Source organism: Pseudomonas sp. PD9R (assembly GCF_019200975.1).
Classification (GTDB): Bacteria; Pseudomonadota; Gammaproteobacteria; order Pseudomonadales; family Pseudomonadaceae; genus Aquipseudomonas.
In genome coordinates this window covers 223748-245508 of sequence record NZ_JAHTMR010000003.1, presented here as the reverse complement: position 1 = coordinate 245508, position 21761 = coordinate 223748, and the positions used below count along the sequence as shown (strand labels likewise).

Here is a 21761-nt window from a genome sequence, read left to right as displayed (position 1 = left end):
TCCTGATGGACGCCCTTTTTTCGCCTGGATTAAAGCGCCTTGATCCAGAACATCATGCGCCCGTGCGCGGGGTCGAACTCGCCGGGGGCAAAGCCGAACTTGCCATAGGACGCCTGGGCCACTGCATTGCCCTCCAGCACTTCCAGGGTGATTTTGCAGCAGCCGCGCTGACGGGCGATTTCCTCGACCTTTTGCAGCATTCTCTGGCTCAGCCCCAAACCGCGAAATTTTGGTACCACCGCCACATCGTGCACGTTGACAAGCGGCCGGCAGGCGAACGTCGAGAACCCTTCAAAGCAATTGACCAGCCCGGCCGGTTCACCGCCGACAAACGCCAGCACGCTGAACGCATGAGGACGCTTGGCCAGCTCGCCCGGGAGGTGTTCCAGCACGCTGGCAGGCAACGAATGACCACCTCCCATCGGGTCTTCGGCATAACTGTTCAACACCAGGCCAATCGCCTCGGCATGCACCGCATTGGTGTAGCTGGCCTGAAGTACAAGAATTTCTGCGGAATCCATTTCCATCCCCAATCACATTAAATTAACCCGGGCGACCATATCGTGAGCCCGGTTGCGGCGACAACCCTTGAAAATCAAAAGATCGCAGCCTTCGCCAGCTCCGGCACGGAATAAAGCAGGATCTGCCGAAGGCTGCTTAATGGCCCCAAATCAGCGCCTCAGTCCACCCCAACTCGGCAAAATCTTCAGCCCGCAAGCCAGATTCGCCAGCACAGAAAAACTCATCCAATTGCGGCGGTTTGACCGACGTATCGCTGAGCATTGCGTGTACCTGCCCACGGTGATGGAGCTGGTGCTCGAAAAGGTGCGACATCATGCGCAAGCGACTGTCGTGTTGTGGCGTGTCCCGGGCGATAGTCACGATCTTCGCCAGATCCGCGTCGCGCATTTGCTCGCAGTAGGCGATCAAGCGCTGATCCACATGGGATTGTTCACGTCTCAGGTCACTGCCATGGCTGAACGGTTCGTCGTCCTTGAAGAACACAAAGCAGTCTGGATGCGGATCATCGCCACGCAGCTCGCGCTCAAGGGCATCCACGTAAAACCAGTCGCAGGTCAGGATGTGGTTGAGGGTCGCGCGCAGGCTTGGAAAGAAACTGACCCGCGGTGCCGCCAGTTCCTCGGGGCTCAACTGACACCAGGCCTTGGCCAGGCGGTGATTGGCCCAGGCGTTCTGGTAAGCCATGGTCAATAAATGGTGTGACAGAGGTTGATTCATCTTCACGCCTCCTGAATCTCACGCCTCGGCGAAACGTTGCAGCTGCATTTCCTGCAGGCGACTGAGGGTGCGGCGGAACGGAAATTCCAGATAGCCCTCGGTGTAGAGCGAGTCCATAGGCACCTGCGCTTCGAGGTACAGCGGCACTTTGCGGTCGTAGCACTCGTCCACCAGGGCGATGAAACGCCGCACGCCGTCGTCATGCACTGACAATTGCGGCAACTCGCGGTCGCCGGCGACCACTCGCTCCACGCCGTCTTCAGTGCCACGGGCGATGCGCCCTGCGCGCTTTTGCGCGCTGAGGTTGGGCACGTCACTCAACAGAATAGCGCCGAAGGTGTCGCACAGGGCCATGAAATCCATGGCAGCAAAGGGCTGTTCACAGAGATCGGCGTAGCGACACCACAGCACGCTTTGGCTGGCCTGCACCACATCGAGCGAGCGATAACCCACCTGGATCGGATCGGTTGAAACCGCTTGGCCGACAGTCAGTGCCTGGAACACCTCACCCAGAGCGCTGGGTTTCCCGGGCGTGGCCACCCAGTAACGCTGCAAGCCCTGCCCCGGATGCAAGCGATGATCTTCCCCGCCGTCCACCGCCACCACCTGCATGTGCTGTTTGATTGCCGCAATGGCCGGCATAAAGCGATCGCGATTAAAGCCGTCGGCGTAGAGCTGATCGGGCGGCAGATTTGAGGTGCAGACCACCACCACGCCCTGTTCGAACATCACCTGGAACAAACGCCCGAGAATGATCGCGTCACCGATGTCATTGACGAACAGCTCATCAAAACACAGCACGCGCACCTCTTCGCTCAGCTCGCGCGCCAGTGCCTTCAGCGGATCGGCAGTGCCGGTGAGCTGGAACGAGCGCTGATGCACCCACCCCATGAAATGGTGAAAGTGCTGACGCCGGGCCGGCACTCGCAGGTGTTGGTAAAACTGGTCCATCAACCAGGTTTTACCGCGCCCGACCGGCCCCCAGAGGTACACACCGGTAATTGGCGTACGCCCTTCGTGCAAGGCTTCGTGGCACTTTTGCAAGGCCCAGACGGCATGTTCCTGAGCTTCGTCCTGGACGAAACCCTTTTGTTCGATGGCGTGTTGCCAGGCGCTGAGCGGAGAGTCGACATTCATGCACGGCAGTATGCCATCCGTCGGCCGCCTCTTCAGTGAAATGTCAGAAGTAAAAAGTACCTTGACGGCCTATATGACTAACATCATATTAAATACATGTTGCTAGTCATCTAATAATCGCCATCTTCAGGAGTCATCCCATGCACTACAAAGTATTCGGTCGCAAAACCGGTTTGCGGGTTTCCGAACTGGCGTTGGGCGCCGGTAATTTCGGTACCGGTTGGGGCCATGGTGCCGAGCGTGACGAAGCAAAGGGCATTTTTGATGGGTATCTGGAGGCAGGCGGTAACTTCATCGACACCGCCAACGGCTATCAGGCTGGCCAATCAGAAGTCATGCTCAGCGAATTTATCGCCGCGGAACGTGATCGTTTAGTGGTCGCCAGCAAATACACCTTGGGTACTACACCCGCCGCGGGCATTTCCCACACCGGCAACAATCGCAAGAACATGGTGCGCGCTGTCGAAGAGAGCCTGAAACGACTGAAAACCGATCACCTCGACTTGTTCTGGGCGCACATGAGCGATGGCGTGACGCCGATGGAAGAGATCTTGCGCGGTTTCGACGACCTGGTGCGGGCCGGCAAGATCCATTACGCCGGGCTGTCGAACTTCCCGGCCTGGCGCATCGCACGCGCTGACCTGCTAGCCGAAGTACGCGGCTTCGCGCCGATTGCGGCGATCCAGGTCGAATACAGCTTGGCCGAGCGCACAGCCGAACGCGAACAATTGCCCATGGCTGAAGCGCTGGGCCTTGCTGCAACCTTGTGGTCACCGTTGGGTGGTGGATTTCTCACCGGCAAGTACCGCAGCAACGATGGCGACAACCGCGCCGCCAAACTCGGCATGTTGATTCACGCCGAGAAAAGCCAGCGTGAAACCGCCCTGCTCGACACTTTGTTGACCGTTGCCGCAGAACTGGAAGCCAGCCCGACCCACGTAGCCATTGCCTGGCTGCGAGAAAAGGCCAAACGTTCGACCACCGCGTTGATCCCGATTCTCGGCTCGCGCACCCGCGCGCAACTGGATGCGACTTTGGGCGCGTTGAATGTGCAATTGAATGCTGAGCAGTTGGCGCGACTTGATGGTGTCAGCGATGTGGCCAAAGGTGTGCCTCACGAATCCATCAGCGGCTCGTTTGCGCGGTTTAGTGGTGGTCAGACACTGGATCTGCCAATCATCCCCGTCGCCTGAAAAAGCTTCGCGGGCAAGCCTCGCTCCTACAGGAAAAATGCGGTCCCTGTAGGAGCGAGGCTTGCCCGCGAAGGCGTTACGACAGACACCGCAAATCTTGGTTACCGGTCAACCTTATGCTTGGCCGCATAAAGACACAGCATCTCCATCGCCAACGTTGCCGCCGCCAGTGAAGTAATGTCCGCATTGTCATAGGCCGGCGCCACTTCCACTACGTCCATGCCCACCAGATTGATCCCGCGCAAACCGCCAAGGATCTCCAGGGCCTGCACCGTACTCAAACCGCCGCACACTGGCGTCCCGGTGCCCGGTGCGAATGCCGGGTCAAGACAGTCGATATCGAACGTCAGGTACACCGGGTTATCGCCGACCCGAGCTCGAATGGCTTCGACGATCGCATCCACCCCACGCCGATGCACCTGCCGTGCGTCCAGTACCTGAAAACCCTGGTGATCGTCGTTGGTGGTGCGCAAACCGATCTGCACCGAGCGCGACGGGTCGACCAAACCTTCCTTGGCTGCATGCCAGAACATCGTGCCGTGGTCGATACGTTTGCCCTCTTCGTCCGGCCAGGTGTCGCTGTGCGCGTCGAAGTGGATCAGCGACAGCGCACCGTGCTTGCGGGCATGAGCCTTGAGCAGCGGATAGGTGATGAAGTGATCGCCACCAAAGGTAAGCATCGCGCTACCGGCGTTGAGGATGTGCTCGGCATGCGCTTCGATGGTTTCCGGTGTCGACAGCGGCGAACCGTAGTCGAAGTCGCAATCACCGAAATCGACCACCGCCAGATGATCAAACGGGTCGAACGTCCAGGGCCAGTGGCGTTCCCACGCGATTCCGGTGGACGCGGCACGAATGCCCCGTGGCCCGAATCGTGCGCCCGGGCGGTTGCTGGTGGCGGTGTCGAACGGGACACCGCTGACCGCTACGTCAACACCGCGCAAGTCTCGGCTGTAGCGACGACGCATGAAACTGGTGATACCGGCGTAGGTGCTTTCGGCGGCAGTGCCATAAAGGCTGTCACGGGTGATGGCTTGGTCGTTCTGCGCTGGGACGTCCATTATTGAAGGTTCCTTATTATTGGCGGCTACGGAAAGTGGTCCACACGCGGGTGCGCTGGCGCATGTCCTTGAGGCTCATGCTGCGGTCGGCGTACAAACGGTCACGGATGTCGGCAGGTGGGTAGATGTCCGGATCGGTGCGCACCGCTTCGTCCACCAGCGGTGTGGCGGCCTGGTTGGCGGTGGCAAAAAACAAGGTGTTGGTGAGCGCCGCGACGGACTCTGGACGCAACATGAACTCGATGAACTGGCGGGCGGCTTCGGGGTGCGGCGCATCCTTGGGAATCGCCAGGTTGTCTTGCCATACGATCGTGCCCTCCTTGGGAATCCGGTAGGCGATTTCGTAAGGCTTGTTGGCCTTGCGCGCCTGATCGGCGGCCATGCTCGCATCACCGTTGTAAGCCAACGCCAGGCAGACGCTGCCATTGGCCAGGTCGTTGATCTGACGTCCGCTGGCGACGTACAGCACCGAAGGCTGCAGTTGATGCAGCAGCGCTTGGGCCGCGTCGAGATCGTTCTTGTCGCTGCTGTAAGGATCTTTCCCCAGATAGTGCAGCGCCAGGCCGATTACTTCCTGCGGCGAATCAATAATCGCAATGCCGCAATCCTTCAGTTTGCTGGCGTATTCCGGTTTAAACAGCAGATCCAGGCTATTGAGCGGCACGTTCGGCAAGCGCTTCTGCACCGCCTCGACATTCATCCCCAACCCAAGGGTGCCCCAGGTGTACGGCACGCCATATTGATTGCCGGGGTCGACGGCCGAGAGTTTCTCCAGCAGGTCCGGGTCAAGGTTGGCGTAACCCTTCAGGCCTTCGTGGGGAATCGCTTTTAGCGCCCCCGCCGCCAGACCTCGGGCCAGAACGCTGGACGAAGGCACCACCACGTCATAGCCGCTGCCACCGGTAAGCAGTTTGGTTTCCAGCACCTCCGGCGCATCGAAAGTGTCGTAGCGCACGTGGATGCCGGTTTCCTGCTCAAAACGCTGCAAGGTTTCCGGAGCGACGTAGTCGGCCCAACTGTAGAGGTTGACGACTTTTTCCTCGGCCTGGGCCGAGGCGGCCATGGCGAGGAACAGCGCGGGTAAACACAGCTTGAACGAGGGAGCCATGACGAACACCTGACCAGAGGAAGTGGTTGCAGAATGCGTCGTCGGATACATTGATAAAATATAAAGATTATTAACCTGACATTACGCAGGAGTAATGTTTGATGCTCGGTCAACTGCATGATCTGGACTTGCAACTGCTGCGCCTGTTCGTCAGCGTTGTGGAGTGCGGCGGTTTCAGCGCGGCACAGGGGGAACTGGGCTTGAGCCAGTCCAGCATCAGCCAGCAAATGGCCAAGCTGGAAACCCGCCTCGGTTATCGCTTGTGCAGTCGCGGCAAGAGCGGATTCAGCATTACACCCAAGGGCGAGCAACTGCTCAGCGCAACACGCAGCCTGTTCGAGTCCATTGAAGCGTTCCGCCATCAATCCAACGGTGTGGCCGGGCGCTTGATCGGTGAAGTGCGCCTGGGTTTGTCCGAAGCGCTGGATCAATCGGTGCTTCAACAAGTCGCCGGGGCGATCCGGCGTTTTCGCGAGCGCGACGAATCAGTGCGCATCGAGTTGATCAGCGCCATGCCCGGCGAAATGGAGCGCCTGCTGCTGCAACAGCGGCTGGACTTGGCCATCGGTTATTTCTCGCAGGTGCAAAGCGCATTTGACTACCGCGAACTATTTACCGAAACCCAGCATTTATATTGCGCGCCTGGCCATCCGCTGTTCACCAATGACGCCCCGGACGACGAGGCGCTGCAAGCCTGCGACCGGGTCGATCACCCTTACCGCTTCCTGCGCAGCGACGAGCCTTTTCAAGGAAAGTTGTGTTCGGCGCGCTCGGAACAGGTCGAAGGGACCCTCGCCTTCATTCTGTCCGGCAAACATGTCGGGTATCTGCCCAGTCATTTTGCCCGTAGCTGGGAAGACAAGGGGTTGCTGCGAGTGGTGCGTCACGAGGGCATGAGTTTCGATGTGGCGTTTCATCTGGCCCGACATCGCGCGCAGGTGCCGGGGGATGCGCAGAAGGCGTTTGAAGAGGATTTGTTGTCGGCGTTTGTTTGAAGATCAAAAGATCGCAGCCTGCGGCAGCTCCTACATTTTGAACCGCGATTTCCTGTGGAGCTGCCGCAGGCTGCGATCTTTTGATCTTTCTGGCATCCTGCGCCTCCATTTTTCGACCTGGCCCCTGGCGCTTTCCTCGTGACCTCATCTGAACCAGCAAAAACCCAGCCCCGATCCGACCTGATCTACGGCCTCAACGACCGCCCGCACCTGACCGCCACACTCTTCGCGGCCCTGCAACACGTGCTCGCCAGTTTCGTCGGCATCATCACTCCGACACTGATCATGGGCAGCGCCCTGGGTTTGCAGAGTGAAATCCCTTACCTGATCAGCATGGCCCTATTCGTCTCGGGCCTGGGCACCTTCGTTCAGGCGCGGCGCTTCGGTCCCATCGGCTCCGGCCTGCTGTGCCTGCAAGGCACCAGTTTCTCGTTCATCAGCGTCATCCTCAGCGCCGGTTTCATGGTCAAGGCCCGAGGTGGCGGCACTGATGAAATCCTCTCGACCATCTTCGGCGTGTGCTTCTTCGCGGCGTTCATCGAGGTGGTACTGAGTCAGTTCATCGGCAAACTGCGGATGTTGATCACCCCAGTGGTTACCGGCACGATTATTACGCTGATGGGCCTGTCGCTGATCAAGGTCGCCATGACGGATATCGCCGGTGGTTTCGGCGCGACCGATCTTGGTGCGGCGAGCCACTTGGGCTTGGCGGCACTGGCGCTCGGGACTATTGTGGTGCTGAACCGGGTAGACGTACCGTTCCTGCGCCTCGGAGCAATTGTCATAGGCCTGACCCTTGGCTATGTCGTGGCCTGGCTGATGGGCAACGTCGACTTCTCCAGCATGCCCGCCGTGCCGTTGATGAGCGTGCCGGTGCCGTTCAAGTACGGGTTCTCGTTCGACTGGGTGGCGTTCGTGCCGGTAGCGGTGATTTTCCTGGTGTCGCCCCTGGAAGCGGCGGGCGACTTGACCGCCAACTCGATGATTTCCCGGCAACCGGTCAAAGGGCCGGTGTACATCCGCCGGATCAAGTCCGGGCTGTTGGCCGACGGCCTCAACTCGGCCATGGCTGCCGTCTTCAACAGCATGCCAATGGTGACCTTCGCGCAAAACAACGGCGTGATTCAGCTCACCGGCGTCGCCAGCCGTTACGTCGCGTTTTTCATTGCCGGTCTGTTGGTGGTGCTGGGGTTGTTTCCGATGATCGGCGCGGTGCTGCAACTGATGCCCAAACCGGTGCTTGGTGGTGCCGAACTGGTGATGTTCGGCACCGTGGCCGTGGCCGGGATCAAGATCCTCGCCGAAGCCGGGCTGCATCGGCGCAACATGTTGATCGTGGCAATCTCTCTCGGCATGGGCCTGGGTGTGGCGGCGGTGCCGGAAGTCTTGCGTGAACTGCCCAAGGCGCTGCACAACATTTTCGAATCGCCCATCACCGTTGGCGCGCTGTGCGCTATCGTTTTGAATATCTTCCTTCCCGAAGAATTCATCGAGCTGGAAGAAGACGAGTTCGACCCCGAAGCCTCGGTGCTGCAAGTGATGCAAAATCCGGATGTTCCCAGCAAGGGTGAACCCAAAACACCTGCGGGTGTCGCACAGTTGAACCGCTAAATCGTGCTCAAGGGCTGAGCCACGGCGGTTCAGCCCCTTTCCCAACGAGAGCACGTCCATGCGCAGCCTCCATGCGGTCCTCCTTTCCCTGCTGTTATTCGGGCTGAGCGCCTGTAGCTCGTTTCCCAATAGCGACCCGTTGAGTGTCAACGTCGTCGGCGTCGAGCCATTGCAAGGCCAGGGGATGGAAGTACGGTTTGCGGTGAAAATCCGCGTGCAAAACCCCAATGGCATGAACGTCAATTACAACGGTGTGGCGCTGGACCTGGACATCAATGGCCAACCTTTCGCCTCCGGCGTCAGCGATCAGACGGGCTCGATCGGGCGTTTTTCCGATACCGTGCTGAGCGTACCGGTGAGCGTGTCGGCGTTCTCGGTACTGCGCCAGACCCTTGGTTTGGTTGAAACGCCATCGCTGAACAATCTGCCCTACGTTTTACGCGGCAAACTGGGTGGCGGGTTGTTTGGCACCAAACGCTTCGTGGACAGTGGCAAGCTCAGCCTGCCGGGGCCGATGACTGGCAGCCGGTAAGATAACAACCCTGTAGGAGCTGTCGCTGGCTGCGATCTTTTGACCTTGGTTTTTACAAGCAAGATCAAAAGATCGCAGTCTGCGGCAGCTCCTACAAGGTGAATTTCACGCCCGGTTTGGCGCGCTCATCCACCGTCAGCTCAAACACATCCGGGCGCGCGTAGTGCCCGACCACGTCGTAGTCGTAACGGGCGCGGATCAGGTCGTCGGTGTCGATTTCAGCCGTGAGCAAACCCGCCACGTCACGCAGCGGTCCGGCCAGAATGTCACCCATCGGCCCGACGATCACACTGCCGCCGGCAATCAGCGGCCGCTCCACCGGCCAGTTGGCAATCTCGACACCCAAAGCCTGCGGCGAATCCTGAACCTGACAGGCACTGACCACAAAGCAGCGCCCTTCATGGGCGATATGGCGCATGCTGACTTGCCACATCTCGCGCTCGTCCACCGTCGGCGCGCACCACACCTCCACGCCCTTGGCGTACATCGCGGTGCGCAGCAGCGGCATCATGTTTTCCCAGCACACCACCGCGCCAATCCGCCCGACCTGGCTATCGATCACCGGCAGCGTCGAGCCATCGCCTTTGCCCCAAATCAAGCGCTCGGTGCCGGTGGGCATCAGTTTGCGATGCTTGGCCACCAGCCCGGCCTGCGGATCGAAATACAGGGCCGTGCAGTACAACGTGCTGCCCGCCCGTTCAATCACGCCAATGACCAGATTGGCGCCCGTACGCGCCGACAAACCCGCCAGCGCCTCTGTCTCCACGCCAGGCACGTCAATGGCATTGGCAAAATAGCGGGCAAAGGCTTCGCGCCCCTCCGGTAATCGATACCCCAGTTGAGTCCCAAACCCCTCCCCCTTTGGATAACCGCCGAGCAGCGCTTCAGGCATGACAACCAGCCCTGCGCCGGATTCGGTGATCGCGTTTTCATACGACAGGATCTGCTCCAGGGTCTCGGCCTTGCCGCCGGGCAAGGCACCGATTTGCAGTGCAGCAACGATTGACTTGGGCATCACGGTAACTCCGTTTGCATCAGGTGTTGCTCATTCTCCAGCGTCACGCAATCATGAATAAAGCCCCATTTACTGCTGAATGATATGAACCGTATGACTATCGCAAACATTGATCTCAACCTGCTGAAAGTCTTCGAAGCCCTGCACGAAGAGTCCAGCGCCAGCCGCGCGGCCCTGCGCCTCGGTGTGACGCAATCGGCGGTCAGTGCGGCGTTGCGACGATTACGCGAAGTCTACGGCGACCAACTGTTCGTACGTACCGGTCGCGGTCTGGCGCCCACGCTCAAGGCCAATCAGTTGAAACCGGTGATCAGTGATGCGCTGAACAAATGTCGGCAGAGCCTGGCGATGGTCGACCCGACGGCCAACCACTACGAAGGGCGCTCGGTGACGGTGGGTATGTCCGATGATTTCGAGATTGCGTATGGCCGGCGCTTGATCGAAGAAATAGCGCGTTGCGCGCCCAAGTTGAGGCTGATCTTTCTTCAGACCCACAGCCAGATCGTGGCCCAGGCCTTGATGGAGCGCAGCATCGATCTGGCGATTACCGCCGGCGGGTTTGCCGAACGCCTGCTCAGTCGACAGGTGCTGGGTGAGGGAAGTTATTTGTGTCTGGTCGATCCGCTCAGTCTGGCCGAAGGGCAACAAGCGATCAGCCTTGAGGAGTTCGTCGCCCGCGAGCACATTCTGGTGTCGTCGGGCGGCTTTATCGGGATCACTGACGAGGGCTTGGCGGCGGTGGGGTTGAGCCGACGGGTCTGTGCCTCGACCACCCACTTTGCAGCGTTGCCGCATTTGCTCAAGGGTAGTCAGGCCGTAGCGACCATTCCGGCCCACGCGGCCCAAAGTATCGCGGCACTCAGCGGACTGACGCTGCTTCCCTGCCCTCTGGCGTTGCCGCGTTACCCGATTGAGCTGGGCTGGCGTACCAGCACCCAGCTCGATCCGGTGGTGCTGACAGTGCGCGAAGCGATTGTGGCGTGTTTCTCCCACCTCCCTGACGCATACCCCCTGTAGGAGCTGCCGCGGGCTGCGATCTTTTGATCCTGGTTTTGTAAGATCAAAAGATCGCAGCCTCGTTTCACTCGACAGTTCCTACAGGGGGCGTGTGTTATTTGGCCGCCATCAGTCGATTGACTTCACTGCGTACCATGTTCGAGAACTCCGGCGGCGACATGCCGTCCAGCTCGGCGCGGACCCACTCGGCCCATTTGCCTTTGCGCTTGGCGCGTTCGCCAAACAACCGTGCGGCCTCGCCCTTGGCTTTGCCCAGGTTGTTTTGCCAGAGTTCGAACAGTCGGGATTTCTCATCTTCAAGCGCTGCGCGCTCGGCAAGGGATCTGTCGGCCAGATTGAAGCTCATGGGGATTTCCTGCTGCGTAAAATAGGCGACATCTTACACTGTAGGACGAAACGTCCTGCGCTGGATTTTCTTCGGGATTGAGACTGCACGCAAAATCGCTGCAACTTTTTCAATCGCGGCGCACTCCATTGTTCACTGTCCACTTACCTGCAAGGAGTACTTCAATGGCCCGGAAAACCGCCGCGCAAATCGCCGAAGATCAAATCAAGGACCAGGCTTTCAGCGAGCTGACGGCCCTGATCGAAGAGTCGGAAAAACTGTTGAAAAGCAGTGCCTCACTGGTCGGTGAGGAAGCGGAGACACTTCGCGGGCAGATTGCCCAGAAACTTCAGCAGGCCCGGGACTCGGTGACCGGTGTACGTGATCGGGCCAAGCCTGCGGTTGACGCCACCGAAACCTATATTGGCGGTCATCCGTGGCAAACCGTGGCGGTCTCCGCCGGGTTTGGTTTGGTGGTCGGGTTGCTGCTGGCCAAGCGCTAAACGATCCATGTAGGAGTTGCCAAAGGCTGCGATCTTTTGATCCTGGTTTTAAAAAATCAAAGGCAATAGATCGCAGCCTCGTTTCACTCGACAGCTCCTACAGGTTCAAATTCCTGCTAGTTCTCGCAGGTTCGCCAGTGCCTGGGCATCGAGCGCAATGCCGTTGGCTTGCGACTTGGCACGCTGGTGGTGACGCCGATCACCCGGCAACCGTTTCAATCCCACGCCATGCATCTGCCGCACCAGTTCCTGGCTGCGCTCGGCAAAACTCTGCCCCGCCGCTTTGCTCGGATCGATCACGATCAGCAATTGCCCCGTCCATGGCGTCTTGGCGCCGGGATGGTTTTTCCAGTCGAACTCGAAGGAAAAATTACCCCCGGTCAATGCTGCCGCCAGCAACTCCACCATCATCGACAACGCCGAACCTTTGTGCCCGCCGAACGGCAGCAATGCGCCACCTTCGAGGATCGCCTTTGGGTCCTGGGTGGGCTGGCCGAGGCCGTCCACGCCCATGCCCGGCGCCAAACGCTCGCCTTTGCGCGCGGCGATCTGCACGTCGCCATGGGCAATGGCGCTGGTGGCCAGGTCAAAGACAATGGGTTCGCCGTCGGCCCGAGGGGCGGCGAAAGCAATCGGGTTGGTACCGAACAACGGCCGATCAGCGCCGTGGGGCACGACACACGTCATGCTGTTGACCACACTCAGCGCCACCAGACCGTCATAGGCGAAGGGTTCGACGTCTGGCCACAACGCGGCGAAATGGTGCGAGTTACGGATCGCCAGCACCGCGATTCCGGCACTGCGGGCCTTTTCCACCAGCAGTGCCCGTGCAGCAGCAAGGGCCGGTTGCGCAAAACCATTTCCGGCGTCGACCCGGACGAACCCTGAAGCCACATCCTCCACCACCGGCACGGCTTGGCCGTTCACCCATCCGCTCTGCAGCGTCGAGACATACCCCGGAATTCGGAACACCCCGTGACTGTGCGCGCCGTCGCGTTCGGCTCCGGCGCAGTTTTGTGCGAGTACACGAGCCACATCGGCCGAGGTGCCGTGGCGCAGGAAAATCTTCTCAAGCAAGGCTGTCAGCTCTTCAAAGGACAGGTTTTGCGAGACAACAGTAGACACATGATCGTGAGACGCAGACATCTGAAGCTCCAGACTAATTATTGGAGGGGGCAACAGCGTACGAAGACCGTCGATTAACAACGCTCAGCAAGCGCCCTGTCAACCCTTCGATAACGCCCGCTGGCACGAACAGCAGCGGCCCGTGCGTTAACTATCTACCACCTGCACCCCGGCAGCGCCTTTTAGTCTCCAGGCATCACTCACCGGCGTACCTCGCCGCGTCCAGAACGAGACATGACGATGCCTACTTCTCCTGCACCACTGTTTTTCCCCGAAGCCCTGAACTCTCCCGGCTTATGGGCCGAACTTGGCAAAATTCACGGGCTGACGCGCAAGGAATTCGAATGGCTCAGCCACCTGCAGCTGGCTAGCCAAACATTGCGCAGTCAACAGAGCCCGCCAATGCTCGCCGAAAAAATCCTGCTCAAGATCGCAGGCCACGACCCCTTCCCTTTGGCCGGCAGTTTCGTGTTGAGCCCTGCCCCGGAAAACAACGGGGTGATTCTCTACACCCCCTATACCGGCATTCAGAAGATTTACAGCCGCTCAGCCCTGGCCGACCACCTTGTACTGCAACTTAAAAGCGTGACAGAGAACAGCGACTTGATAGCCTTCCTGTCGTTGGCCCAGCGCAAGGCACTGACAATGGCCCTCAACCTTCAAGTGTCGTTCCAGCCTATCGCGGGCGACGTATTCGACGACCAGAGCACGGTCATCGCCCACAACCAGCGACTGAACGACCAGGCCATGCTTGTCGAATTACTCGCGCTGCCGACGCTCACGTCGCTACTCGATTCGACGCTTAATGAGGTGCTGCAACCGACATTTGCGGAACTGGATCAAATCCGGACCCGCGTCAATTTTTACGCCTCGTCCACCACCGACCAGGAGGCCAGCCCGGTTCGCCGCTGGATTAATTCCACTTCGTTGCGCGATGCGGTACTGGCGCACTACCGCGATCAACGGTGGCCAATCGGAGAACAACCTGAATTTTTCCACCCCCAAAAAACGCCGGCAAGCACCGATCAGCAGCATTGGGAGGCTGGCGTCAAAACCGCCTCCGGAAAATTGATCAGCCTTCTATCGGGGCAACTTGAGCGCTATTGGAATGCGCCCAGTGCCGACGGGGTAACCCGACGTGAGTTTTTCGCGCGAGCCATCCGTGAACAGGCACGGGCCGACATCCTGCTCAAGCGAGAGGCCGAGATCATCAGCCCGGAACAAAGCCAGGTTTTGCACCAGATGATTCAGCCGACGTCGGGCATTTCTCGACCGCCGACGCTGGAAACCGTGCGCCTGTGGGAATACCAGGCCAATTACGTGGAGCTGGCGGGCTCATTGATGATCAGCCACTCCGACGCCTGCCTCTATACCCCGACTCTGGGACTACAGGTTTTGAAGGACTATCAGGACCTCAAAGCTACGTTATTGAGCAAGTTCAATGCCTCAGGTCATGAGGATGAACTCTACGGATTACTGAATCTGGATGAACGCAACCGGTTCATCGGGTTTGCCCAGCCGCATGTCTCCGGCGAGGTCATTTCAGGCCCGATTTTCAGCACATTGTTCGAGGCGATCATCACCAAACAACTGCAAAACATCGAATATGCCCTGCAGGTTTTCCGCCAAAGCGACGGCATTGTGGATATCCATGCCTTGTTCGATAAAGCGCTGGATATACGCTCGATGCTCAGCGAACGCTTGCTGACGCTTGACGCTCAAGGACGCTGGACCACCCGGCCTGTGCTGACTGGCAATCAACAGCCTTCCATCGTCCGGGCAGACACCGCGGCAGCGTTCGTGAAAACCTTCCGCGATGTCGAAGCCCTGGTCCGCGCAGACTTCGCAGCCCAGCCAGTTTCCTCGCTGGCCCTGCAACGCGTTTATCTGCAAGAGATGAAACCCCGATTGGCACACGCCCTTTCCGTGGGGATACGGGGTGAAGCCAGCCTGCGTGTTCTCGACGCTACGTTACAAACGGTCGAGCAGGCCATCGTCCACAGCGTGTTCAACCCCGACCAGGCAGACCGTAAAAGTCGTCTCGCACTCAACGGTTTTCGGGCCGACGCCTACGCCTTGATGCTTGAATGTTCCGGGCAGACCGATGTAGTGCCCTTGGCCAATTGCGTGCTAGTGACCGAGCGTGGCGGGCTCGACATCCAGCATTCAGGTCGAGCTATTCTATGGACGCCTGCGGCGGGGCTGGAAATTTTTGATACGGTCGAACGGGTAAAACAGGAACTGAATCGACGCCTGCTCGATCCCCGCAAACGCCTGATGCTCCTGGAAAACCTTAACCGGGGCCAGCGCCAATTCCACTCGATCTATTCGCTCAGCTCATTACGATTGATTGAAGGCAATGTTCTACAGCACCTCACGCAATCATCCATTGACCATTTTCTGAGCACTTGCGAACACCTGCGCGCCTTGCAACTTGCGCCAGCGAAACAGCACAAAGCACTTAAAACACTGGCAAAAACCGTCATCGATACCAATTTGCGCAGAGCCACATGGATCGCCAGGGCAATTTCCCGACAGCAAGCATTGCCCGCCTGGCTCAGCATGGCCCCCGTTGACGAACAACAGTTGCACATCGAATTACTTGAGCAATTTCGCAACAGCGTCGTCGACGACAAAGATTACTTGCACGGCCTACAAACGCTGTCGTCCTATGTCCACGAACGACTGAAATCGCTGCTTGGCAGCCGCTTCTCCGAGACGCGGGCTGACCCCGACCAGATCGAAATCACCCCCAACCTGGCCCTGGCCGGATCGACTCAAACCCTGACCGAATTTGCCCTGAACCACATTAACCTTGCCCAAGGTACGGGGTTCAGCATTGCATCAACGTCGCAACAGCCCCTGCCGGAGCGCTTGAACCAAGAGGCCGTCCGGCAACTGTTGCAGTCGCTGAATATCGAGCGTGACTATGCAAAGGTACTGACAGATACGTTGACCAACTCCGGCGCCGACGCTGACAGTCGAAAGCTGCGTTTCGTCCGTCAGTTACCGTGGCAATTGTTACAACACGCACATGCACTGAAACTGCAGCAACGTCTGTCCGCCGGCGCATTCGACCTCATCTGGCAGGTGCTGGATATGCCGGACGCCATCGCTCGGGGGACGGTGAAAGATGCCCACGCCATTGTCAGGCCACTTGAGCTGATCAAGACTGCGGGGGCCGCCGCCGTCAAAACCCTCGGTTTGTATCTGATCGGCCCCGGTGTCGGGCATACCGGGCCGCAAATCCTCTATGCGCCATACTCCGCAGGTTCCGTGTTCCGCGAGTTCGAGAATGAGGCCAACGTTGTTGCGGCGATCAACGTACCAGGGCCATTGCAGGACCTGATTGTACGAAGATTGCCCGAGAATCAACGGTCGGTATTCAGCAACTTGTTCAAGACTACCGTCGGGCAACAGAGTGAAATCACGCTGGCGTCGTCCCCCATCGACGGCAACTTCCTTGGCCAGTTGTTCGTCGACAATGTCAGCGTCCTTGGGCAAATGCTTGGCAGTCAATCGCAGATTACCGGTCAATCCGACTGGGAGGCGGTCAAACATTTGTGCAGCTCCGGGATCCAGCTGATTGCCCGCGTCTTGCCGGGCAAACTGGCCTATGCGCAATTTTTGTGGCGAAGCTTCAAGGACTTCGAAAGCTCCGCTGAAGCACTGCAGGACCACCACTGGATGCGGGCTTTGCAGGACTTTATTGCCGGCACGGTGCAAATGGTGACGATGGGGCGCTTATCCCTTGAGGCCTCGGCCGGCACGGCACAGGTTACTGACGATGTGGCGCCTGTCGCACGCCCCGCGGTCGCTCCGCAATGGTCGCACGTGCGCCCGATAGCGCCGGCACGCACGTCATTACAACCCTTCGAAGTGCAAACCGTGGCTCTGAAAGACCTGACAAAAAATCCGCTCGATGGCACTTTTGTAGAACCGATCAGCAAACACCAGTACGCCCCCATCGCAGGGAAGGTCTACCGCGTGGCCAAACCAGGTGCCGTCTGGCAAATACTCAATGCCAGGCAGGACGGGCCTTTCCTGCTTAAAACCCCAGACCAGCAAATGGTCATCGACCCGGACGTACACACGGTGCACTTCGGAAAAGCCCTGACGAAAATGCACAATGAATATGCGACCAGCTACGAAGTCAGTCGAGTATTGAATATCGAAGCACGGGGCATGGAAGACATCCGCACCAACCACCCGGAAAAGGCCCGCATGATTGTGCAGGCCATCGATATGGCGCGGTATTACGCGCTCAACAGCCTGCATAACCTGGCGCAGGCCAGGCACCTTGCCCCCGGTACGCGGGTGGATACCTTCCTGAAGCGTTTTTTTGATGTCGGTCGGGTCGATGACAGGCTGCTCGACAAAATCAAACAGGCCATTGTTCCGATCTGCACGGCACTGGTGGATCCAGACGAAGACTTGATGAACACCGAACGCTTTGTCGTAGGCTCGAACAAATACCAGAACGCCGATCTGATCGCATTCGTTGTGGAGAAGGATTTACGCAAGACGGTGCATTTCACCGAAAGGTTCTTCGATCAACAACTCGATTGGTACAAGTCCTGCCTGACTGAACCGTTCAATGTCGATGGCCACAGCCAAGCCGCGACGCTGATTCACGAGTTCGCTCATCTTTTTTCGAAGGCCGTGGATATTGCATCACTGGAAGCAAGACGCCCTTTTAGCGACCTCGTCACGCCTATCACCGGTTACGGCCACGCCATGAAACAAAACCAACTGGATTTCCAGCGCGAGGCATTATCCCTTGGGACGCCTAGGGAGGAATTGTTCGCCCGCTGGAATAACACATTGCAATCATGGATCAGCCTTGACTCGATTCCAGGCGCTTATCACGTGGGTGAGGAAATCCTGAAGGTTGCCGGGGCCCAGACCATGGAGGCTGCGCGCGAAGCATTTTTCAACCCGCTGAACCCTGACACGAGAATTGACATTATTTTGCGCAATGCCGATTCGATTGCGTTTCTGATCTGCGAAATGGGACGGCAACTGGACCCGGTGCCCACCATGGCCACTTCACAACCTTGAACCCGACAAAAATGCGCAGATCCGGTGGGCTGCGCATCACCATTTTTTCACTCCGTTTGTGGATACTGCCCGGCACAATCAGGCTTTCTCAAAGCCTTGAAGTGAAAATAAGTACACTTTGATGGGTAATTGCCATGACCGATGTTCTCGCAGACTTCCCTCAAGGTTAGAATGCAGGAAATCAGGATGAGTCAATGACCGACAATTCTCTCTCGCAAACCGAATATGACGCCGTCACCGATGCAGCCGCGCACTGGTGCATGCGCTTGCACGCCGATGACTGCACGGTCGAGGAGCGTCAGGCGTTCGAACAGTGGCTGGATGTTCACCCGTTGCACGCATCCGAATATGAGGCGATGTTGGAAATCTGGGATGTCGCCGGGGACTTGCCGCGTCCCGAACCCGTTGTTGTCCCGATGGTTCAAGCAAAGGTCCGGACACCTTGGCGCACCTTCGGCATGGCCGCGGCCGTCTGTGCACTGGCGTTGCCATTGGCCGCCTATAGCGGCTGGAACCTGGGTTGGCTGCCGAATTCGTACCAGCATTTCGAGGCGACGGACAATGTTCACCAGGTCACCTTGCAGGATGGCAGCCAGGTCGAACTGAACCTGGGCAGTGAGCTGACATTCAGCAATTACAAAGATCAGCGCCGCGTCACCCTGAAAAAAGGCGAGGCCTTCTTCAGTGTCAGCCACGACACCACCCATCCGTTTGTCGTCAAGGCCGCCGAAGGCAAGATTCGCGTGACTGGCACCAAGTTCAACGTCTGGATGTATGAAGACCAGGTAAAAGTGAACCTGATTGAAGGCTCGGTACTGGTCAGCAGCAATGATGACTTGCCGGGGGATGGTTTGAGACTCGGCCCTGCGATGCAGGCGAGCTATGGTCATGGTGATTACATTCCACGGATCAGTCAGACCTATGACAACGACAATTCGCTGGCCTGGCTCAACGGCAAACTGGTACTTGATGATCTGGCGTTGCGCGATGCCCTGCCGTTGATCAATCGATACTTGAAAACCCCGTTGATGGTCGCGGACAACAGCACCGGCGCGATCCGCATCGGCGGTATCTACAACATCAAAGAACTCAACACTTTGGTGGCGTCCCTGCCCAAAGTCCTGCCGGTCTACCTGACCCGCAACAAGGACGGCAACCCTGTCCTCAACTCCATCCCGCAACAAGCCCCTAAAAGCTGAAGGCCGCAACCCTTGCGGGGTGCGGCCTTCATTCATATCCCGAACAACTTCCCTGTAGGACCCTAATGCTGTTCACCTAAGGACCAACACTCCCTCGCCACAGGTTGCTTAACTGAACAGCATTACCTGTAGGAGCGAGGCTTGCCCGCGATAGCGCCAGCCCATCCAACATCAATGTCACCTTACAATCCGCCCGCGAGAGCCGACTCGATCCCACATTGAATTTACTGCGCAGCCACCGTCCCGGCCCTTTTGTCCTGTTCGCGGATTGTCCGGACCTGGTATTGCGGATCGGAGGTGATCTGCTGCTCGGTGAACGGCAACACATTCAGTTGCTTCCTGGAAAATGCCAACGTCTGATCGCTCGCGTATTTCGAGGACGGATCACTGGATAACGAGAACGCCAACACCCCTTTGGCCTGCGGCCCCTTGTCATCGAAAGTCACCACCTGCAAATAGCTGGTGCCACTGACCACTTCGCGCTTGCCGTCGGTTCTCGGCACGCTCTGGATAGCGTTGTAAACCCCCAGCGTACCCGGCCCGCCGTGAATCGGCGTTTGTTGCCCACCACTGCTGACTACCTGAATATCACCCCAGCGGCTGTCATTCTTCAGCCCGGAAGCATTGACCTGCTCTACCGACGCCAACATCGCCTGGCGAAGCGCCGCCGCCACTTCCAGGTGATCGACTGCGAGACCACGCGGAGTGTGTTGCGGGTCTTTTGGATCGAACGCAACCCGCCAGACATCCGGCGCCTGCTCCAACGGTTCCATGACGTTCTGGAAGTGCACGAATCCCAGCCCACTGTCGAGATTGGCTTTACGATCCCAAGCCTTGAGACTGGCGCACAGCGGCGCAAGGGTTTTCGCATCCGCGCCCAAATCAGCCGCGCAGAATTGCAGCAGGTCCGGCATCACTTGCGCCGCTTGATACACCTGGTCATCCATCACCATATGTTGCAAATCCACCGCCGTAACCGGGCCGGCCTTGGCCAGTGTACTGAGACGGTCCAGAGCAAAGCGCGAGCGCAAGCCCAAGGGTTGGCTGTCCTGACTGATCAACGGCGAAAAACCGGTGAGCGGATTCGCCGGATTGGCCATCCACGCCGAATCATTGGAATGCTGCACAAAATCCTTACGCAGCAGTTGCGGCAACTTGTCCGCCGCAAAAATACCTTTTTGCGCGGCTTGCGGGTCGATGTCCCAGGCGCAGGCGCTGTTGGAACCGTCGAGGACGATCATCTGCAAGCCAATCCGCGGATCACTGCACTGAGCCAGTTTGTCCGCGTTCACGTTCGGCACCACCGACAGGTTCATGTACAGCGTTTGCCCCTGATCATCCGCCGCCAGTGTGTTGACCCACGGAATGCCCTGGATCTTGTGCACGCTGGCCTGAAGTTCCTCAAGACTGCCGGCGCGGTTCATGGCGTACCACTGTTGCAACACCCGATCGTTTTCCAGGTTGGCGTCGCGCAGGCTGTAGGCAAACTGATTGTCCCAATCCAGCTTGCCGGGCCACTGCACCACTGGGCCAAATTGCGAGCTGTACACCACATGAGAAACTGCTTTCACCGAACCGTCCGGCTGCTTCACATCGACCGTCAGGGTTTGTTTGTGCAGGGGCAAGGACTTGCCATCCAGCAGGTATCGGGTGGAGTCCTTGGGGTCCAGTTGCAGGCGATAAAGGGTGAAATGCTTGGACGAATCCACGGTATGGGTCCAGGCCAAGTGCTGATTGAAGCCGATGTTGATCATTGGCAGGCCTGGCAATGCAGCCCCCATCACGTCCAGTTTGCCGGGGATGGTCAAGTGCATCTGATAGAAACGCATGCCGCCGACCCACGGAAAATGTGGATTGGCCAGCAACATGCCGCGACCGTTGAAAGAGCGATCAGCGCCCACCGCCACCGCATTGCTGCCGCGGTCGAGGGCAAAGCGCTGCATGCGCGAGGCCGCAACCTGGAACGACGCCTGTTGGCCCTCCACGCCAGCGACGGCAGCCGGCGGCGTTGCGCCTGCCAAGGCTTCGGCAAACTGCCCAATGCCACCTTCGACCAACAGCCGGCGGGTCAATTTGACCAGGTCCATCGAGGTGATGTCCCGCACCCATTCACCCTGACATTGTGGCGGCAAGCCCCCAGCGCGGCGCTCGGTCAACGAACGATTAAAGCCGGCCACATAGCCATCAATAAGTTCACGCACCTCAGGGGTTTGCGCCTGCCAGAAACCGGCGACGGCCTGCGGCGTGTTCAGCCAATTGAAAAACAGATCGCTGACCAGATTCTCGCGCTCTTCAACCGTGAACTGGTCCGGACCGAAAAACCGCGAGCGTTGACCGTTCACCGTGACGATCTCGTTGGCCAGCAAACAGAGGTTATCCTGCGCGTAGGCATAACCGATTCCGTAGCCGAGTCCACGTTCGTTTTCAGCTCGAATATGCGGCACGCCGAAACTGGTCCGGCGAATATCGGCACTCGCCTGCTCAGGCGTGCTGCGTGCATTCGCTGCAAGACTCAGCCCTAGCACCATACCCGCCAGGCTCAACCTGGTTAACTGGCTGGAAATAATCACACTCGCTCCTGATCAAAAAAACGATGGTCACAGTTCTGCGTACTGACAGGCACTGCGCATCCTTTTAGGA

General features: G+C 58.5%; 17 protein-coding genes. 8 read left to right on the top strand and 9 right to left on the bottom strand.

The window, feature by feature from the left end; genetic code table 11:
• Window positions 1–29: 29 nt before the first annotated feature.
• From KUF73_RS08695 to zapE, 3 genes are all read right to left on the bottom strand, one after another.
• Window positions 30–521, bottom strand: a complete 492-nt coding sequence (locus tag KUF73_RS08695; protein ID WP_218437628.1) for a GNAT family N-acetyltransferase — start codon at window positions 519–521, stop codon at window positions 30–32.
• A 136-nt stretch (window positions 522–657) separates the two neighbouring features.
• Complete coding sequence (locus KUF73_RS08690; RefSeq protein ID WP_218437627.1) at window positions 658–1239, bottom strand: DinB family protein; 582 nt, start codon at window positions 1237–1239, stop codon at window positions 658–660.
• A gap of 18 nt (window positions 1240–1257) precedes the next feature.
• Window positions 1258–2376 carry a cell division protein ZapE gene (gene zapE / locus KUF73_RS08685; protein ID WP_218437626.1) on the bottom strand — a complete coding sequence of 373 codons (1119 nt, stop codon included), beginning with the start codon at window positions 2374–2376 and terminating at the stop codon, window positions 1258–1260.
• A 140-nt stretch (window positions 2377–2516) separates the two neighbouring features.
• Here zapE and KUF73_RS08680 point away from each other — a divergent pair, with 140 nt between their 5' ends.
• The gene (locus tag KUF73_RS08680) at window positions 2517–3569 is read left to right on the top strand and encodes an aldo/keto reductase (protein WP_218437625.1); all 1053 of its coding nucleotides are present in this window, start codon (window positions 2517–2519) and stop codon (window positions 3567–3569) included.
• 101 nt (window positions 3570–3670) lie between these two features.
• Here KUF73_RS08680 and speB read toward each other — a convergent pair whose 3' ends face one another.
• Together speB and KUF73_RS08670 are read right to left on the bottom strand one after the other, a co-directional pair.
• Window positions 3671–4630, bottom strand: coding sequence for an agmatinase (gene speB, locus KUF73_RS08675; protein ID WP_218437624.1), 960 nt, complete (start codon window positions 4628–4630; stop codon window positions 3671–3673).
• 16 nt (window positions 4631–4646) lie between these two features.
• Entirely contained in the window at window positions 4647–5738 is a 1092-nt protein-coding gene (locus KUF73_RS08670; RefSeq protein ID WP_218437623.1) for a polyamine ABC transporter substrate-binding protein, read from the bottom strand.
• Window positions 5739–5839: 101 nt separating this feature from the next.
• Between KUF73_RS08670 and KUF73_RS08665 the strand changes: the two genes are divergently transcribed.
• From KUF73_RS08665 to KUF73_RS08655, 3 genes are all read left to right on the top strand, one after another.
• Window positions 5840–6733 carry a LysR family transcriptional regulator gene (locus KUF73_RS08665; protein WP_218437622.1) on the top strand — a complete coding sequence of 298 codons (894 nt, stop codon included), beginning with the start codon at window positions 5840–5842 and terminating at the stop codon, window positions 6731–6733.
• Between the two features lie 138 nt (window positions 6734–6871).
• Window positions 6872–8344 carry a nucleobase:cation symporter-2 family protein gene (locus tag KUF73_RS08660; protein ID WP_218437621.1) on the top strand — a complete coding sequence of 491 codons (1473 nt, stop codon included), beginning with the start codon at window positions 6872–6874 and terminating at the stop codon, window positions 8342–8344.
• A gap of 58 nt (window positions 8345–8402) precedes the next feature.
• On the top strand, window positions 8403–8876 hold the full coding sequence (locus KUF73_RS08655; protein ID WP_218437620.1) for an LEA type 2 family protein: 474 nt from the start codon (window positions 8403–8405) through the stop codon (window positions 8874–8876).
• Window positions 8877–8967: 91 nt separating this feature from the next.
• Here the strand turns inward: KUF73_RS08655 and KUF73_RS08650 are convergent, their stop codons facing one another.
• Window positions 8968–9891, bottom strand: a complete 924-nt coding sequence (locus KUF73_RS08650; protein WP_218437619.1) for a carbon-nitrogen hydrolase family protein — start codon at window positions 9889–9891, stop codon at window positions 8968–8970.
• An 84-nt stretch (window positions 9892–9975) separates the two neighbouring features.
• On the opposite strand from KUF73_RS08650, the gene KUF73_RS08645 reads away from it, so the two are divergent.
• Window positions 9976–10908, top strand: a complete 933-nt coding sequence (locus KUF73_RS08645; RefSeq protein WP_218437618.1) for a LysR family transcriptional regulator — start codon at window positions 9976–9978, stop codon at window positions 10906–10908.
• 94 nt (window positions 10909–11002) lie between these two features.
• Here the strand turns inward: KUF73_RS08645 and KUF73_RS08640 are convergent, their stop codons facing one another.
• Window positions 11003–11254: a hypothetical protein gene (locus KUF73_RS08640; protein WP_218437617.1), complete on the bottom strand. Its 252-nt coding sequence runs from the start codon at window positions 11252–11254 to the stop codon at window positions 11003–11005.
• Between the two features lie 164 nt (window positions 11255–11418).
• On the opposite strand from KUF73_RS08640, the gene KUF73_RS08635 reads away from it, so the two are divergent.
• A complete protein-coding gene (locus tag KUF73_RS08635; RefSeq protein WP_218437616.1) occupies window positions 11419–11736 on the top strand; it encodes a YqjD family protein in 318 nt (105 codons plus the stop codon).
• A gap of 105 nt (window positions 11737–11841) precedes the next feature.
• Here the strand turns inward: KUF73_RS08635 and KUF73_RS08630 are convergent, their stop codons facing one another.
• Entirely contained in the window at window positions 11842–12882 is a 1041-nt protein-coding gene (locus tag KUF73_RS08630; RefSeq protein WP_218437615.1) for an Ldh family oxidoreductase, read from the bottom strand.
• A 219-nt stretch (window positions 12883–13101) separates the two neighbouring features.
• On the opposite strand from KUF73_RS08630, the gene KUF73_RS08625 reads away from it, so the two are divergent.
• Window positions 13102–17922 (top strand): dermonecrotic toxin domain-containing protein, encoded by a 4821-nt coding sequence (locus KUF73_RS08625; protein WP_218437614.1) that lies wholly within the window; start codon window positions 13102–13104, stop codon window positions 17920–17922.
• A gap of 194 nt (window positions 17923–18116) precedes the next feature.
• Window positions 18117–19121: a FecR family protein gene (locus tag KUF73_RS08620; protein ID WP_218437613.1), complete on the top strand. Its 1005-nt coding sequence runs from the start codon at window positions 18117–18119 to the stop codon at window positions 19119–19121.
• Between the two features lie 224 nt (window positions 19122–19345).
• Here the strand turns inward: KUF73_RS08620 and KUF73_RS08615 are convergent, their stop codons facing one another.
• Window positions 19346–21691 carry an acylase gene (locus KUF73_RS08615; protein WP_218437612.1) on the bottom strand — a complete coding sequence of 782 codons (2346 nt, stop codon included), beginning with the start codon at window positions 21689–21691 and terminating at the stop codon, window positions 19346–19348.
• Window positions 21692–21761: the final 70 nt, after the last annotated feature.

What these genes read in the sequence shown, in the direction of transcription:
- KUF73_RS08655 (WP_218437620.1), top strand. Translation starts at nt 8,403, where the DNA reads ATGCGCAGCCTCCATGCGGTCCTCCTTTCCCTGCTGTTATTCGGGCTG.
- KUF73_RS08695 (WP_218437628.1), bottom strand. Translation starts at nt 521, where the DNA reads ATGGATTCCGCAGAAATTCTTGTACTTCAGGCCAGCTACACCAATGCG.
- KUF73_RS08690 (WP_218437627.1), bottom strand. Translation starts at nt 1,239, where the DNA reads ATGAATCAACCTCTGTCACACCATTTATTGACCATGGCTTACCAGAAC.
- KUF73_RS08640 (WP_218437617.1), bottom strand. Translation starts at nt 11,254, where the DNA reads ATGAGCTTCAATCTGGCCGACAGATCCCTTGCCGAGCGCGCAGCGCTT.
- KUF73_RS08635 (WP_218437616.1), top strand. Translation starts at nt 11,419, where the DNA reads ATGGCCCGGAAAACCGCCGCGCAAATCGCCGAAGATCAAATCAAGGAC.
- KUF73_RS08645 (WP_218437618.1), top strand. Translation starts at nt 9,976, where the DNA reads ATGAACCGTATGACTATCGCAAACATTGATCTCAACCTGCTGAAAGTC.
- KUF73_RS08620 (WP_218437613.1), top strand. Translation starts at nt 18,117, where the DNA reads ATGACCGACAATTCTCTCTCGCAAACCGAATATGACGCCGTCACCGAT.
- KUF73_RS08650 (WP_218437619.1), bottom strand. Translation starts at nt 9,891, where the DNA reads ATGCCCAAGTCAATCGTTGCTGCACTGCAAATCGGTGCCTTGCCCGGC.
- KUF73_RS08625 (WP_218437614.1), top strand. Translation starts at nt 13,102, where the DNA reads ATGCCTACTTCTCCTGCACCACTGTTTTTCCCCGAAGCCCTGAACTCT.
- KUF73_RS08680 (WP_218437625.1), top strand. Translation starts at nt 2,517, where the DNA reads ATGCACTACAAAGTATTCGGTCGCAAAACCGGTTTGCGGGTTTCCGAA.
- KUF73_RS08665 (WP_218437622.1), top strand. Translation starts at nt 5,840, where the DNA reads ATGCTCGGTCAACTGCATGATCTGGACTTGCAACTGCTGCGCCTGTTC.
- zapE (WP_218437626.1), bottom strand. Translation starts at nt 2,376, where the DNA reads ATGAATGTCGACTCTCCGCTCAGCGCCTGGCAACACGCCATCGAACAA.
- speB (WP_218437624.1), bottom strand. Translation starts at nt 4,630, where the DNA reads ATGGACGTCCCAGCGCAGAACGACCAAGCCATCACCCGTGACAGCCTT.
- KUF73_RS08670 (WP_218437623.1), bottom strand. Translation starts at nt 5,738, where the DNA reads ATGGCTCCCTCGTTCAAGCTGTGTTTACCCGCGCTGTTCCTCGCCATG.
- KUF73_RS08630 (WP_218437615.1), bottom strand. Translation starts at nt 12,882, where the DNA reads ATGTCTGCGTCTCACGATCATGTGTCTACTGTTGTCTCGCAAAACCTG.